The following is a 14,890-nucleotide window of genomic DNA, read 5'->3' on the forward strand; positions in this document are numbered from 1 at the left end:
TCAGGGCCTCCTCCGGCGCCCGCTGCGGCGCCGCTGTTTGAGTTTCCACAGTCGTTCACGCTCGATCTCTTCCTTCATGTTCGGCGCGTTGAAGTAGGTCTCCACCGCGATATCGAGTTGCAGGTTACGCCCTCCCTCCCGAGCCTCCGAGCGCAAGCTGATCTCACGAACGATGAGAAATTGATCGAGTTGCTCGAGTCGCGCCAGGAAGCTGCGCAGGTTCTCGTAACCACCGTTGAGAGGAAAGGTGAAGGCGAAGACCTCGATCCCTTCCTGCTCGAGTTCCTGGCGCGTGATCGCCGCCCGGCGTGGCTGGACCTTGAACTCCCTCCCCACCTCGTAGAGCGCTGTTTGAAAACGGACGAAGCGGCGCGAACGAACCGAGAGCATTTCATCGAAGAAGGTCCGCACATGCTGCTGCACCGCCAGGGCGTGATCGTGAACCCGCCGGATCTGCTCCAGGCGTTGGGCCGACGCCTGCTCGGTCTTGCGGGCCGTCGCCTTTTGCTCCTGCTTGATCTCGATCTGCTCCTGCAGGGGGCGGACGACGATCCACCAGAAGGCCAGATTGAGCACCAACAGTCCGGCGAGAACGACCATGATCCGGCCGCCATCACGCCGCAAGTCGAATCGCCCGGCCAGGCCCTTCCGGCCCCGCGGCGGTGACGGCGTGGTTGTCGAGGCGCTCATGGCTGCCCTCCCCCGGAAGAGCCCGAGCCCGACCCTCCCGATCCCGAGGATCCTGAAGTCCCTCCCTCGGAGGAGGAACCGGAATCCGCGTTCCCGTTGTCGCCGCTGTCGCCCTTGGCCGGGTGTCCGTCAGGCAACCGGTCGCGGATTTCCTTGGGCAGCTTGGGCAGCGGCCCGCTCTTGATCTTCGGCGTGATCATCGGAACCCCGTTTTCGTAGACGACCTCGGCCTCGCGCTCGGCCTTGAGTTCCTCGGGGGTCAACCGGCGCCGTTTGGCGTCCTTGCCGTCGGGGCCTTGCGCCCCCTGGTTTTCAGAAGCTCGCTTCGGTTTCGATGCTCCCGCCTTGGGACGCTCTGCGAGAGCGGGCTCGACGATCCGCCGCGCTCCCCCGCTCCCGCCGGGAGGCAGCACCGCCGATCCGGCGAAATCGCCTTGCCCCCCGCTGCCGCTCGGGTCGGCGGCATTCCGCCGTTGGCGCCCTGCCTTCCGCTGACTCCGCGACCCCCTGGCCTTGCCCGCCCGTCCGGCGCGGGACTTCCCGGCTTTTTCCCGGCGCGGATCCGCGGAGCCGCTCTCCTCCGCCGCCAGGGCCGCCGGTTCGACCGTCTCCGGCACATCGACAGCCAGTACCTCTCGCCCGGAGCCCGCCCCGCCGTTTGCGGTCAGCCCCCGGTCCACAGCTGCGTCCCCGGCGCCCTCTTCCGGCACGACGATGGTCTCGACGCCCGCCTGCCGGCCGTCGTCTTCCCGGCTGGGAGCCGCCAACTCCACATCGGGGTCATAAGCGAATTCCAGCGAGAAGAAAATCCTGTTGTCGCTGCCTTTGCCCGTCTCGTAGCCCGTGGGCACCACCTGGTCGAAAAAAGGCGAATTCTGCAACGCCGTCTGAAAGTCGAGGAAGCTGTCGTAGTTCTGGGAGGTCGCTGTGAGGTCGATGATGACCCGCCCCGCATCGAAACGCGGACGAATCGAAGACAGTTTCGTGTGCCACGGCAGCACCTGTTCGAGAGCGTTGAAAAAACGCGTCCAGGAGAAGTTCCGCTCGCGAAGCACGGCATTGGCGAATTCCGCCTGGGGGGCCAGCACATCCAGATCGATGGCCTCGAGTTCCTTCTGCAACCGATCCGCCTCCGACTGAATCTCCGCCATCCGCTGCTCGTGATCGGCCATCTCCCGATCGAGCGCCGCGAGCCGCGAGTCGGCTGTGATCCAGGTATAGGTGTTGTGGGCGGTCAACCCCAGCGCGGAGATCGCCAGCAGGGCGAGCAACACACCCAGCGGCAGATCGTTGCGAAAGGGCCTGGAGGCCAGGTTGAGCTCGATCGGTTTCACGGCTCCCTCCTCAACGCCAGGCCCACGACGGGAAGCAGGTCGGGGACATCCTCGTCGGGAGCCGCCTGAAGTTCAGCGACGGCCCGCTGCATCGATGCCATCACGACCTCTCCGCAACCGGCATCCCGCGCCACCTGGAGAATTCCGGGAGCCTGAATCCCGACGACGCGCACCAGGGTACGGGCCAGCCCCTCTCCCAACAGGTGCTCCTCGTAGTAGCTCAGGCTGGAACGCAACTCGCGAGCCACCACCCTTAGACTCTCCTCGCCCTGGTAGGCTCCCTGGACATGATAACTGCGAGCGCGATAGAAAATCAGCTTGCCACGACGCAGGATGATCAGGCTGTAGTAGCTGGGTGTCGCGGAGAGCACAGCCGTATCGCCGCGTCGGCTATCGTCGAGTTGCCCGTCGACCCGCAACGCGTTGAAGGTCGAGAACGAGGAGAGGTCGATCAGCCCCACCCGCAAACCGATCGCACGGACCAGGTTCTCGATCACCGACAGGCCCTCGTCGGGGGCCAGTGCGACCAGGAGCTGGGCCCTGGAATCGTCCCCACGACCGAGTTGGACCCAGGAAAGACGCGCCTGTTCCAGCGGAAACGGAACCGACTTTTTCAGCCGCCAGCGAATCAGATTCTCGACCTCCCGGGGCGCCGAGGGCAGATCCTGGAAATCCACCACGAAGGCCCGCGCGACGGTATCCGGCAAGGCCACGGAGACCCGCGAGGCCCCTTCCGCACCGGCCCTGGTCAACGCCTCGCTGATGGCCTCTCCCAGCTCTTGGCTCGAGCCGACCTTGGAGCGCATCATCGAGGTCGAGAAGACCCCTTCCGGCAAAGAGCGGTGCCCATGTCCGAGCAGGTGATAAGTTCCATGTCGCCGCCCGAGGCGGGCAGCCACCACGGCGTCCTCCCTCAGCTCGAGGGCCACCAGCGGATAGCGCGGCCGGAACCATACCGACCGGCGAACCCGCTCGGGGACCAGGTGCTCGAGGTTGCCCAGCCCAAGTTGCATCGTTCCCATCCTGTCAGCCCCTTCCAGCGGGGCTCGAAAACCCAAGGTGGCGACGGATCATTCCACGAAGGTTACCTTGTTGATCTCCCGCAGCGTCGTTTTCCCGGCCATCGCCTTGAGCAGGGCGGACTGACGCAGCGGGCGCATCCCCTCGGCCTCCGCCTGGCGCCGGATCTGAGCCGCCGGACGACGATCGAGGATCAGCTCTCGGATCTGGTCCGAAAGGTCGAGAAGTTCGGAAATCGCCTCGCGGCCCCGATACCCCGTGCCGTGGCACTCGATACAGCCACGCCCCTCGTACCACGGCCGATCACGATACTGGGCCGGATCGAGGCCCGACTCCTCGAGGAGCTGGTCGGTGGGTTGCATCTGCACCCGGCAATTCGCACAAATCATACGCACCAGGCGCTGAGCCAGCACGCAATTGAGGGCCGAGACGAAATTGTAGGGCTCGACGTTCATGTTGAGAAACCGGCCGAGCACGTCGATCACGTTGTTGGCGTGCACAGTGGTGAACACCAGGTGCCCGGTCAGCGCCGACTGGATGGCGATGTTGGCCGTCTCCTCGTCCCGGATCTCTCCGATCATCACCTTGTCCGGATCGTGTCGCAGAATCGAACGCAGTCCACGGGCGAAGGTCAGGCCCTTTTTCTCGTTGACCGGAATTTGGGTGATGCCTTGAAGCTGGTACTCCACCGGGTCTTCGATGGTGATGATCTTGTCCTCGGAATTGTAGATCTCCGAGAGAGCCGCGTAGAGCGTGGTCGTTTTTCCGGAACCGGTGGGCCCGGTCACGAGAAACATGCCGTAGGGCTCGCCGATGAACTTTCGGACCTTGGCCTTGACGTCGTCTTCGAAGCCGCAGACCTCGAGGCTGAGGGTCTTGAATTTCTCGCTGGCGGACTCCTTGTCGAGGATACGGATGACGCAATCCTCACCGTAGACCGCGGGAATGATGCTGACGCGGAAGTCGATCGTCTTCTCTTTGATCCGCAGCTTGAAGCGGCCGTCCTGGGGAATGCGCTTCTCCGAGATGTCGAGCTCCGACATCACCTTGATTCTCGAGATCACCGCCTGGTGGAAGCGTTTGTCGATCGGCTCCATCGCCTGGTAGAGCACGCCGTCGATGCGGTACTTGACGATCACTTCACGCTCACGAGTCTCGAAGTGGATGTCCGAGGCGCGCCGTTGCAGCGCGTTGAAGATCGTCGAATCCACGAGCTTGACGATCGGACTCTGGTCGGCGGTGATGCGGTCGATGGAAAGAACTTCCTCGCCGTCATCGGCCTCGCGCACGACCTGGATCTTCAACTCTTCGGTGGCTTCGTCGAGGACCCGCTGAGACGACTCCGACCGCTTGAGAATCTCCTGGATCGCCGAACGGGTGCCGACCGACACGTCCACCGGGTGCCCCAGCAGCAACTCCAGCTCGTCGATCATCAGCACGTCGGTCGGATCCGAAACGACGATCTGCAGACGCTCGTCCTGCATCCGGAAAGGGATGAAGTGATAGCGGAACATCAGCTCGACCGGCACCGACTCGAAAAGCTCGTGATCGATTTCGAAATCCTGCAGCTGGACGAAATCGAGCCCCAGGCGCTCGGCTCTCTGACGGGCTTCCACCTCCTCGTTGATCGTGTCGGTGGCGGCTGCGATGGGCTGCCCGGAATTGGTCGTATCGGTCATCAGCTTCGTCCTCGTCTCAGAACTGCGAGCTGTTGGCGTAAGCGGAAAGCAGCGGGTAGTAGATCGCCAGCAGCATCACACCGACGACCACGGCCATCGCCACGAGCATCAACGGCTCGACCAGCGACTCGGCCCGCTGAATCTGGACCGAAATTTCCTCGTCGTTGAATTCCGCCACGTGCTCGAGCATTTCGGCCAACGCTCCGGAAGACTCGCCGACCTTCACCATCTCGACCATCATCTCGGGGAAGAGGCCGCTTTCCTCCATGCTGGCCCACAGGGCCGCGCCTTCACGCACCCGGCTGGTGATACTCTCGATCGCCTCCCGGTAGATCGGCGTCTCCACGGCGCGGGCCACGATTTCGAGACACGTCACCAGCGGGATGCCGCCGGCGACCAGTGTACTCAGGGTGCGGGAGAAGCGCGCCATCACCAGCCGGCGGGCAATGCTCCCCGCCACGGGGGTGCGGTAGAGCAATCCCTCGAGCAGCCGGGCACCGGCGGGTGTTCGTTTCCACACCGTCACACCTGTCACGGAGAAGAAGAGGATCGTGATGATCGCCAACCAGTGCCCCCGCAACAAGTCCGAGGCGGCGATCACCATCCGGGTGATCCAGGGCATTTCGGAGCCGATTTCCGCGAAGAAACCCTGGAAAGCCGGCAGAACATAGACCAGCAGAACGACGATGATCCCACAGAGCAGGGTCAACAAAATCGCCGGGTAGACCATCGCGCCGACCACTCGGCGGCGTACGCCCGAGACGGTCTGGGCGTAGTGGATGTAACGCCGGAGAACCGTGTCGATCTCGCCGCTCCGCTCACCGGAGGCCAGGGTGCTGGCATACAGGCCGGGAATCGCCTGCTGGGCGCCAAAGGCTTCCGAAAGGGACTCTCCCGTTCGTACCCGGTCCCGCACATCCTCGAGCACCTGGCGCAGCACGGGATTGCTCCGCCGCTCGATCAGCAGGCTCAGCGCCTCGGTGATCGGCAGGCCGGCACGGATGAGAGCCGCGAACTGCTGGTTGAAGATCAGAAAGTCCCCTACCTTGACCTTTTTCTTGCGCCGGAAAAGGTCACCCATGGCGGTGAGAACCGCCGACCGCCGCTGGATCCCCAGAACCAGGAAGTCCTGGCGCTCGAGTTCCCGACGGAGGGTCTGGGGATCGCTGGCCGTGTAATCACGCTCGACGATCTCTCCCGAGGGGGTGCCGAGCCGACAGCGGTAGTCAGGCATCGCTCAGCGCTCCTCCTGCAGCAGGACTTCGGTGGCGGCCGGCGCCTTGTCATCGACCGACCAGGCGGTGAAGACCAGGAAGATAGCCCTTTGTCGTCCCCGTGAGGTGGCGCCCACCAGGTGTTGCCGGCCCTCTTCCAGATCCAGCTCTCCACTCCACAGCCTGCGCGGCCGGGGCTCGATGGAAGAGCCGCCGGCGGTGACGGGAGCCGGTAAACGATCGAGGCGGAAGGGTTCGACGAGGATGCGACGCCGTCCCTGGTCGACCCGCTTGATCTTCAACGAAACTCGGTAGCGCTCGGCGATCTCCGCCTGTCCCTCGCCCCCTTCCCGGAGCCGCAGGTTGGCGGTACCCAGAGAGCGGAAGCGGGTCCAGCGGGTCATCTCGGACAGGGTCCGGCTGATGTCACGCAGTTCGTCCGCCACTCCCGTGACCGGCGGCAGGTCACGAGTGGCGATCAGCAGGCTGACGCTGACTTCCACCTCCCGGGGCGGTTCGTCCCACTCGGCGATCGCCCGGGCGATCTGTTCGAGGCGAGCCGGCTCGTCTTCGATGATGATCGCGTGCAGGGCGCGGGGCACCTTGTAGGCGCCACAATCGCCGATCATCTGGTCCGCGAGCTGGGCCGCGTCACCCACCTCGCGATAGTGGATCTCGATCACCCGCGTCGCGATCTCGACACCGGCGCAGGGATCGGTCTCGCCGACCGCCGGGGCGACCATGCCGAACGCGACCGCCAGGGCGGCGGCAAACAGGCGCACGCTCACAGGTCCAGCTCCTCGTCGATGATCAGCGTCAGCGTGGGGCCCTGCGCGGTGGCTGGCACGATGGTGATCACCTGGGCGGTGGCCGAGTCGATTCGGCGCACCACCGGTTCGACACGCGCTGCAGCGAGTCGGGAAACCGGTTGTCCTGTCGGACCCGCCAGCCCCCACAGTGCGCCGGCGACCACGAGCGCGGCGGCGGCGGCCACCCCCCCCCGGCGCCAACTCCTGTCCGCGGCGGGCAACGGGCTGCGGTAGGCCGGCACGCCCTCCGCGGGCGGCAGACCGCCAAGGGGTGCGAAAACCGCCGTGGGATCGAGCGCCACCAGGCGGCGACGAACGGCGGAATCGGTCAGCAGCGCCAGGGCCTCGGCGGCATCCGGCCGGGCACCGGAGGCGATCTCGGCCAGGCGGCGATCGGTCGGCCCCGATCCATCGCTCCGGGAAGAACGGCTCATGTCTGATCTCCAGGATCGATACCCAGCAGGCCCGGGTAATCCTGCCGGAGGCGCCGGGCGATCTGGGCCCGGAGCTGGAAGAGATGGTTGCGAACCGTGGACGGGGCCACGTCCAGAAGTCGAGCGGTTTCGGCGGCCGAAAAGCCCTCGATCCGGGTCAGCACGAAGACCGCCTTCTGCCGCGGAGGCAGGTCGGCGGTCACCGCCTCGAGGGCCCGCTCCAGTTCCCGCGCCAACACCCGCTGCTCGGGACCGGCAGCCTGGTCGACAGGCTCGGCGGGACGCTCGACGGTCCCCGACCCGATGGCCGAAAGCTCCGGGCGGGCCTTTTCGCGCCGCAGGGCGTCGATAGCCAGGTTTACGACCATGCGATAGATCCAGGCATCGAGGTCCTCACCGATCCGAAAGGATCCGAGCCTGTTCCAGAGTCGCAGGCAGGCCTGCTGCGCCACATCCTCGGCTTCCTCCCGGTTTCCCGTGATCCGCAGGGCGATGCGGTAGATCCGCCCCCAGCGCGGCGCGATCAGCCCGTCGAAGGCAGCCCTCTCGCCCCGAACCGCCCGGATCACGAGTTCCCTGTCGCCGCCCGTCATGGGACGGACTCCGACCCGTCACCCTGCCCTACGGAGCGGGTCCCGCATCTGTCTAGCCGGAAAAAGGCCTGGGGCTCGCGGACCGGGAAAAAGCCGCCCAGCCCCGGAGCAGCGCGCAACATGGCGCGCATTGTGGGGGCCCGCCTTCCGTCAGGCAAGGGCAGCCGGCCCCCGACGCCGGACCCGGGGAGCCGACGTGGATCAGCCGGACACCAGCGCCCGGTCCTCCCGGGCATCCACCCTCGATTCGGCGGCCGCCGGGGGCTCGGCGAGGACCACGGCCAGCACTTCTTCCATCGACTCGACGAAGACGAACTCCAGTTCCCGCCGGGCGACCCGGGGCAGGTCGTGGAGGTCCTTCTCGTTGGCCCGGGGAAGGATCACCGTCTTCGCCCCCGCCCGGCGGGCGGCGAGAACCTTCTCCTTGACGCCGCCGACGGGCAACACCCGGCCCCGCAGGGTGATCTCGCCGGTCATCGCCACATCCCGCCGCACCGGCCGGTCGGTGAGCACCGAGACCAGCACCGTGGCCATGGTGATTCCCGCCGAGGGACCATCCTTGGGAATCGCCCCCTCCGGAACGTGGACGTGGATGTCGTGACCCGAGAAATCGTCTTCTTCGAGCCCCAACTCTGCGGCCCGCGAGCGGGCCCAGCTCAAGGCCGCCTGTCCCGATTCTTTCATCACCGCGCCGAGTTGCCCCGTCAGATGGAGACGGCCCTTACCCTTCATCTTCAGCGCCTCGATGGAGAGCACGTCGCCCCCCGCGGCGGTCCAGGCCAGGCCCGTCGCGACGCCCACCAGGCTGCCTTCGAGCCGGTCCTCCGCCTGGGGAGGCGGCGGCCCCAGATAAGCCTCGAGGCTGGAGGCGGAAATGCGGGTCGGCGCCCGCCGCCCCTCGGCGACCTTCCTGGCCACCTTGCGGGCGATGGCCGCGATGCGTCGTTCGAGGTTCCGCAGCCCCGCTTCGCGGGTGTAGCGGTTGATCAGCTCGCGCACCGCCCCCTCGCTGAACCGCACGGTCTCCACGCTCAGGGCGTTCTCCTCGACCTGCTTGGGAATCAGGTGGCGTTTGGCGATCTCGAGCTTCTCTTCCTCGGTGTAACCGGGGATGCGGATCACCTCCATCCGGTCCCGAAAGGCCGGGTGGATCGTGTCCATCAGGTTGGCGGTGGCGATGAACATCACCTGGCTGAGATCGAAGCTCACCCCGAGGTAGTGATCGCGGAACGAGTTGTTCTGTTCCGGGTCGAGAACCTCCAGCAGCGCGGCCTGGGGGTCGCCGCGGAAGTCGTTGCCCAGCTTGTCGACTTCGTCGAGCATCATCACCGGGTTGCGCGATCCGGCCTGCCGGATCGACTGGATGATGCGCCCCGGCATCGAACCGATATACGTCCGCCGATGACCGCGAATCTCGGCCTCATCCCGAACTCCGCCAAGAGAGACTCGCACGAACTTGCGGCCCATGGCCCGAGCGATGGAACGCCCGAGGGAGGTCTTGCCCACTCCCGGAGGCCCGACGAAGCAGAGCAGGGGGCCCCGGTGGCGCTCCTTGAGCTTGCGCACGGCCAGGTACTCGATGATCCGCTCCTTGACCGGGTCCAGGCCGTAATGATCCTCGTCGAGGATCTCCTTGGCCGGACCGAGCTCCAGGTTGTCCTCGGTTTCCACGTCCCAGGGCAATTCCACCAGCCATTCCAGGTGGTGCCGGATCGTCGCGCTCTCGGCGGCGTCCGGGTGCATGCGCTCGAGTCGGCGGAGTTCGCGCTCGATCTCCTCCCGCACGGCCTCGGGCAGGTCGCGGTTCCCGATCTTCTCCCGGATCTCGTCGATCTCCTCCTCGAGTTCCGAGCCCTCACCCAGTTCGTTGCGAATCGCCTTCATCTGCTGGCGCAGGTAGTACTCGCGCTGGGAGCGGTCGATCTCGTCCCGGGCCAGGGAATCGATCTCATGCTGCATCGAGAGCAGGTCGAGTTCCCGCTTGAGCTGCTGGGCCACCGAGCGCAGGCGCTCGAGGGGGTCGATGATTTCCAGCACCTGCTGGGCCTGGGCGGCGTCCAGTTCCAGATTCGAGGCCACCAGGTCGGCCAACCGCCCCGGATCTTCCAGGTTATTGGCGATCACCTGCACTTCCGAGGGCAGGTTCTTGCCCAGGTTCACGCCGCGCTCGAGGGCCTTCTTGACCGTCCGCATCAGCGCCTCGCACTCCAGCGGGGTCTCGCTGCCACTGTCCGCCGGAGGCTCGAGCAGAGGCTCGACCCGGGCCACGAGGTGGGGGCCGCCGGTCTCGAGGCCCGTGAGCCGGGCCCGGCACACACCCTGGACCAGCACGCGGATGCGCTCGTCGGGCAGCTTGAGCATCCGCATGATCACGGCGACCGTGCCCACCGGGTAGAGATCGTCCTGCCCCGGGGCATCCTCGTCCCGCTCTTTCTGGGTCACCAGCAGCACCATGCGGTTGCCCGACAGCGCGGTGTCCACGGCGCGGATACTGGCCACGCGGGCGATGGAGAGCGGGGCAATGATGAAGGGGTAGACCACCATGTCCCGAAGGGGCAACACGGGCAGCGTCTTGGGGATCCTCACCGGATCGCGGGTCGTCATCTCGGACATGGCCTGTTCACCTCTTCCCGGTATCGATGGCGATGGACACAGCCTCGCCCCGTCGATTGGGCACCTTGGGAAGTTGGATGCGAAGCACGCCCCGGGCAAGGTCCGCCTTCGCACGATGGGTATTGACCGCTGTCGCCAGGGGAATCTCCACTTCGAACGGGCCGTATTCCCGCTCATCGTGGAGCACATGGGCCCCTGGGATCTTGCGCAACTGGCTGGAAGGGCGATCTCCCTGCACGAGCAGGCGCCCCCCGCGGGCTGAAACCTTCAACGACGAAGGCTCGACCCCGGGCAACTCGACCTCGACTCTCAATTCTTCGGCGGTCTCCGCCACGTCCACGGCAGGGGACCAGGCTCCGACCGAGGCCCCCCCGTCCCGCAGGCGCAGCAAGGTCTCGAAGAGCCGATTGATCTCGCTCTGGATCCGGGCCACCTCGAGTTGGGCGCTTTGCAGCTTCTGCTTCATGGCTCTTCCCGCTCTCTTCCCTTGCCGCGCCCCACCAGGCCGCGGATCTCGTCGAGAAACTCCTCGACGTCCTGGAACTCCCGGTAGACCGAGGCGAAGCGAACGTAGGCCACCTGGTCCAGCCGGCGTAACCCCTCGGCCACCTTCTGCCCGATCACCTCGGTGGCCAGTTCCCGGTCCGAGGCTTCCTGGACCAGGGCGCTGATATCCGCCACCAGGGACTCCAGGCTGCGGCGCGGCACGGCGCGCTTTTCGCAGGCCTTGAGCAGGCCCGCCAGCAGCTTCTGCGGGTCGAAGAGTTCCCGCCGGCCGTCCTTCTTGATCACCATCGCCGGCACCTCTTCGATGCGCTCGTAGGAGGTGAAGCGCCGCTGACAACCCAGGCATTCCCGGCGGCGGCGAATGACCTCCCCGTGGGCGGATTCCCTGGAATCCACCACTCGATCGTCGTTCGCATTGCAGAAGGGACACTTCATGGGGCCACCGCTCCAGAAGCATCGGCAGGCCCCCTGCCGCCGTCACGGCGGCCCAGGCCACCGGCCACGATGAACCCGCCTCCCATGGCGAGCACCGGCAGCCAGGTCACCGCGTGCACGACCACGCCGGCCCCCAGGGCCGCCGCCTCGTCCACTCCGAAGAGCTTCGACAGGCCGAGCATCATGGCCAGGTGGTAGGTGCCTGTGCCCCCCGGCGTGGGAATCCCGATACCGGCGGCCAGGATCGGCAACATCAGCAGAAACGCCCCCGGCGGCACGGCGACGCCGGTGGAGTGGATGCCCGCCTGGATGCCCACGCCGATCACCAGCCAGACCAGCAGCGTCTCCCAGGCCAGGCGCAGGGCGCCCCGCATGGTGGAAAAGGTCGCCAGCCCCGGAAGCAACGAAGCCAGCCAGCCGGTCACCAGGCGGGGCAGGCGGCCCATCGTCTGCCGTCTTGTCTCGAGCCAGGCCCCCACGCTTTCCCGGTGCCGGGCAAGGAGCATCGTCAGCACCAGGGCCACCAGGGCCCCGGCCAGCACGGCGCCTCCGGCCACGCGCAGGCGAGCCAGCAACAGGGGATCAGCCCCCGCGCTGAGTCCCGAGACGCCGGCGGGCAGCACGAGCGCCGCCGCTCCGAAGGCCAGCACAGCCAGCAGGTCGAGCACCGCCCGTTCCACGCCCACCGTCGCCAGCGCCGGCGGAAAGGGGAGGTCCGCACGGCGGGCCAGCAGCGCAGGCCGCAGGACCTCGCCCACCCGGCCGGGCAGCAGCGAGGCCATGTAACCGATGGAAGTGGCCGAAAGCAGCTCCCGGTAGGGGATCTTCGCCCGCACGGACCGCAGCAGGGTGCGCCAGCGCCAGGAGCGCAGGATCAGGTGGACGACGACCGTCAGGGCGGAGAAGGCCAGCCAGAGGGGATGGGCGCCGCGAACCTGGGTCCCCAGGTCGTGCAGGGACACGCCTCGCAGGCAGAGCCACAGAAAGAAGGCTGCCAGCAGCGGGCCCGACACCCAGGAGACGATTCGACGCCACATCTTCACTCCCCCGGACCACGGTATGCCCCGTCGTCCTTGGCGATACTGCCCGCAGTGCCCGGCCGCGGATCCGGCGTCTCCCCTCAGCCCTCGGAGCGAGACGATAAGTTTCGGAACGCGAAAGGTCAATTCAGGCGCTCATGATACCCATTGAAAGCGGAATGGCCGCCTTTCCACCCCGGGATGAGGCCATCGGCGCCCCAAATCCGTCCGTCGAGGCGCCCAGGATCTCACTCGCTCCCGGGGGGCCGCTCGGCCGTGACCAGCAGGACCTGCCCCTTGCGCACCACCACCTGTCCGGGTCGGCCCCCCTTGGGGCGCCTGAGGTGCTTGCGCCGAGCGACGTGCACCTCGACCTTCTCGCCTCGCGGCGCCTGGCTCCAGGCCGCCGCCAGCCGGGCGGCGAAAAGGCGGTCCGCCTCGGCGATCTCCCGCCGGCCGCCGCACTGGAGCAGCACATGCGCCCCCGCATAGCCCCTGACGTGAAACCAGAGGTCCTCCGGCGCCGCCACGCGAAAGGTCAGGTGGTCGTTCTGCTCCCCGCTCCTCCCGGCCAGAATCCGCAGACCGCCCGGGCTGAAAAGCACCCGGGCCGCCGGCGCCCCCCCGCTCTTGCGGGCGGGACGCCCCCCGCCGCTCACCCGCTCTGCGGCCAGGGTGATGCCCAGGGCCTCGAGTCGCTGTTCGAGGGCCTCGATGTCTGCGCGCCCCGCGGCCCGCTCGAGAGCCGCGGCCAGCCGGGTCAGCGCTTCCACCTCGGCGCCCAGTTGCCGCCGGCGCTGCTCCCGGCGTTCCCGGCCGCGTTCCTGCTTGCGAGCCCGCTCGTAGAGGCGCTCGGCCGCCTGGGCGGGACGGGACACGCCCGGAGGCGGCTCGATGCGCAGGCTGCGCTCCGCGTTCCAGGGATCGGGCACGACCCATCCATCGGCGCCGGGAGGCCCCAGCCGCCCCGCGGCGGAAAGCAGGGCCAGGGCCCGGCGGCGCACCTGCTCGGGGTCGGCGGCCTTGCGCTCTTCCCGCTCGAGGGCCGCCAGTGCCCGGCGGTGGCGCCGGATGCGCGCCGCCACGGCGGCCGCCAGAGCCCGGCGATGCCGGAGGTCCGTCACCGACGCCGCTTGCAGGTGGTAGATCGCCTCGAGAGCCTCGGCCAACCGTCCCGAACCGCCGTCTTCGACCCAGGAGAGCCACCCATCCAGGCGGCGGGGATCCGCCGCCGCCACATCCGCCACCCGCCGGCTGCCCCGCCGACCCAGGGCCGGGACCAGCGCGAGAAGATCCTCGGCCGCAGCCGGCGCTCCGATCCGGGGCACCGATTCGGCCCAGCGGCGAAGGGTGCGGGCCAGCCGCCGGTGATCGACAGGGCACAGATCGTCCTCGCTGATTCCCAGCCGGCGACTCTCGCCCGACGCGGCGGTCAGGACGATCGCCCCGCCGCGGCGATCGGCGACCAGGGCGATCCGACAGCCGCTTTCCAGTGCCAGCCCCACCCCGAAAGGCGTCAGGGACAGGTGCAGGGAGACGGCGACGGCGCCGGGAAGTTCCCGGTCGGCCCAGGCCGCCAGATCGGGCCAGGCCGAGCGCCCGCCTCGAACACGGGGCGGCGCCGAACGACAGAGCACAGCCGCACCGGGCAGGGGCTCGAGATCGAGCCGGAGACCGGGACCGGGGCCATCGAAGACGAGATGCAGGCCGTGGCGCTCGACGGGAAGGACCCGCTCGAGGCGGCGGGAGACCAGACCGCCGGACAGGAGCGGGAATCCGGCAAGCAGAGAGAGGGGCTCCATCAGAACCTAGCAGTCCGTCGACAAGAAGGTCTTCTCGGTGCGGGGGGCCGGGCTACCGGCGGCCAGCCCCCATGTTTCACGACACCGCCGGCCGAGACGCCGGGCAGGCGGACCGCTGCGGGAGCCTCCCCCGCGGGATGTCTTCCGCCCGGCGAACGGGATCATGCCGGCAGAACCGGCCACCACCAGGGTCAGTGCTCGGAGACGGTACTGCCCGAAGCTTCGACGCCCATCGCTTCTTCGACGAGCTGTTCCATCGCGTCGAAGGGCTTCCGGCTGGCCTCGGAGAGTTCGCTGACCACCAGCGCCTTAGCCCGGTCGAGCATCTTGCGCTCGCGGTAGGAGAGCGTCTTGACCGTGTTGAGAAAAGTCAGGTTCTTGAGCACCTCGGCCACCTGCTCAATATCTCCCGAGCGCATCTTGGCCTGGTTCTCCTGGTAGCGCCCCTTCCAGTCGGAGGGCACCTCCACCTCGGCGTCCCGGAGTTTGTCGAGGACCTTGCCCACCCGGGTCCGGGGCACGAGCTTGCGCAGGCCCACGGCCTTGCTGTTCTCCACCGGCACCATGACGATGCTGTCGCTCTGGACGATCCGCAGACTGATATACGTGGCCCGGTTGCCGCCGTAGTTCAGATCGCGAATTTCGTTGACGATGCCCACGCCGTGGTTGGGATAGACGACCTTGTCACCGACCTTGAACTTCAAAACGTGCCTCCTCCGGCCAGGGCTCACGCGCCTCCAG

14 protein-coding genes are annotated in these 14,890 nt (G+C 67.4%); all 14 read right to left on the reverse strand.

The features are described 5' to 3' along the window. On the reverse strand, positions 1 to 690 hold the full coding sequence (locus Q9Q40_13255) for a hypothetical protein (protein ID MDQ7008188.1): 690 nt from the start codon (positions 688 to 690) through the stop codon (positions 1 to 3). Beyond that, complete coding sequence (locus Q9Q40_13260; GenBank protein MDQ7008189.1) at positions 687 to 2,024, reverse strand: hypothetical protein; 1,338 nt, start codon at positions 2,022 to 2,024, stop codon at positions 687 to 689. The genes Q9Q40_13255 and Q9Q40_13260 overlap by 4 nt, the downstream gene beginning before the upstream one ends. Beyond that, complete coding sequence (gene pilM, locus Q9Q40_13265; protein ID MDQ7008190.1) at positions 2,021 to 3,037, reverse strand: pilus assembly protein PilM; 1,017 nt, start codon at positions 3,035 to 3,037, stop codon at positions 2,021 to 2,023. The genes Q9Q40_13260 and pilM overlap by 4 nt, the downstream gene beginning before the upstream one ends. A 57-nt stretch (positions 3,038 to 3,094) precedes the next feature. Continuing rightward, entirely contained in the window at positions 3,095 to 4,723 is a 1,629-nt protein-coding gene (locus tag Q9Q40_13270) for a GspE/PulE family protein (protein ID MDQ7008191.1), read from the reverse strand. Positions 4,724 to 4,739: 16 nt separating this feature from the next. Next, positions 4,740 to 5,957, reverse strand: coding sequence for a type II secretion system F family protein (locus tag Q9Q40_13275; protein ID MDQ7008192.1), 1,218 nt, complete (start codon positions 5,955 to 5,957; stop codon positions 4,740 to 4,742). Between the two features lie 3 nt (positions 5,958 to 5,960). Continuing rightward, positions 5,961 to 6,725, reverse strand: a complete 765-nt coding sequence (locus tag Q9Q40_13280; GenBank protein ID MDQ7008193.1) for a hypothetical protein — start codon at positions 6,723 to 6,725, stop codon at positions 5,961 to 5,963. Then, positions 6,722 to 7,180 carry a hypothetical protein gene (locus Q9Q40_13285; protein ID MDQ7008194.1) on the reverse strand — a complete coding sequence of 153 codons (459 nt, stop codon included), beginning with the start codon at positions 7,178 to 7,180 and terminating at the stop codon, positions 6,722 to 6,724. Before Q9Q40_13285 ends, Q9Q40_13280 begins: the two co-directional genes overlap by 4 nt. Beyond that, on the reverse strand, positions 7,177 to 7,773 hold the full coding sequence (locus tag Q9Q40_13290) for an RNA polymerase sigma factor (GenBank protein ID MDQ7008195.1): 597 nt from the start codon (positions 7,771 to 7,773) through the stop codon (positions 7,177 to 7,179). Before Q9Q40_13290 ends, Q9Q40_13285 begins: the two co-directional genes overlap by 4 nt. 201 nt (positions 7,774 to 7,974) lie before the next feature. Continuing rightward, positions 7,975 to 10,386, reverse strand: a complete 2,412-nt coding sequence (lon, locus tag Q9Q40_13295; protein ID MDQ7008196.1) for an endopeptidase La — start codon at positions 10,384 to 10,386, stop codon at positions 7,975 to 7,977. Positions 10,387 to 10,393: 7 nt separating this feature from the next. Beyond that, entirely contained in the window at positions 10,394 to 10,852 is a 459-nt protein-coding gene (locus tag Q9Q40_13300; GenBank protein ID MDQ7008197.1) for an Hsp20/alpha crystallin family protein, read from the reverse strand. After that, positions 10,849 to 11,328: a transcriptional regulator NrdR gene (gene nrdR, locus Q9Q40_13305; GenBank protein ID MDQ7008198.1), complete on the reverse strand. Its 480-nt coding sequence runs from the start codon at positions 11,326 to 11,328 to the stop codon at positions 10,849 to 10,851. The genes Q9Q40_13300 and nrdR overlap by 4 nt, the downstream gene beginning before the upstream one ends. After that, positions 11,325 to 12,365, reverse strand: a complete 1,041-nt coding sequence (locus Q9Q40_13310; protein MDQ7008199.1) for a lysylphosphatidylglycerol synthase transmembrane domain-containing protein — start codon at positions 12,363 to 12,365, stop codon at positions 11,325 to 11,327. The genes nrdR and Q9Q40_13310 overlap by 4 nt, the downstream gene beginning before the upstream one ends. Positions 12,366 to 12,595: 230 nt before the next feature. Continuing rightward, entirely contained in the window at positions 12,596 to 14,149 is a 1,554-nt protein-coding gene (locus tag Q9Q40_13315) for an NFACT family protein (GenBank protein ID MDQ7008200.1), read from the reverse strand. Positions 14,150 to 14,340: 191 nt separating this feature from the next. Next, complete coding sequence (locus tag Q9Q40_13320; protein ID MDQ7008201.1) at positions 14,341 to 14,853, reverse strand: CarD family transcriptional regulator; 513 nt, start codon at positions 14,851 to 14,853, stop codon at positions 14,341 to 14,343. Positions 14,854 to 14,890 lie beyond the last annotated feature (37 nt).

The sequence above is a fragment of the Acidobacteriota bacterium genome (assembly GCA_030949985.1).
Taxonomy (GTDB): Bacteria; Acidobacteriota; Polarisedimenticolia; order J045; family J045; genus JALTMS01.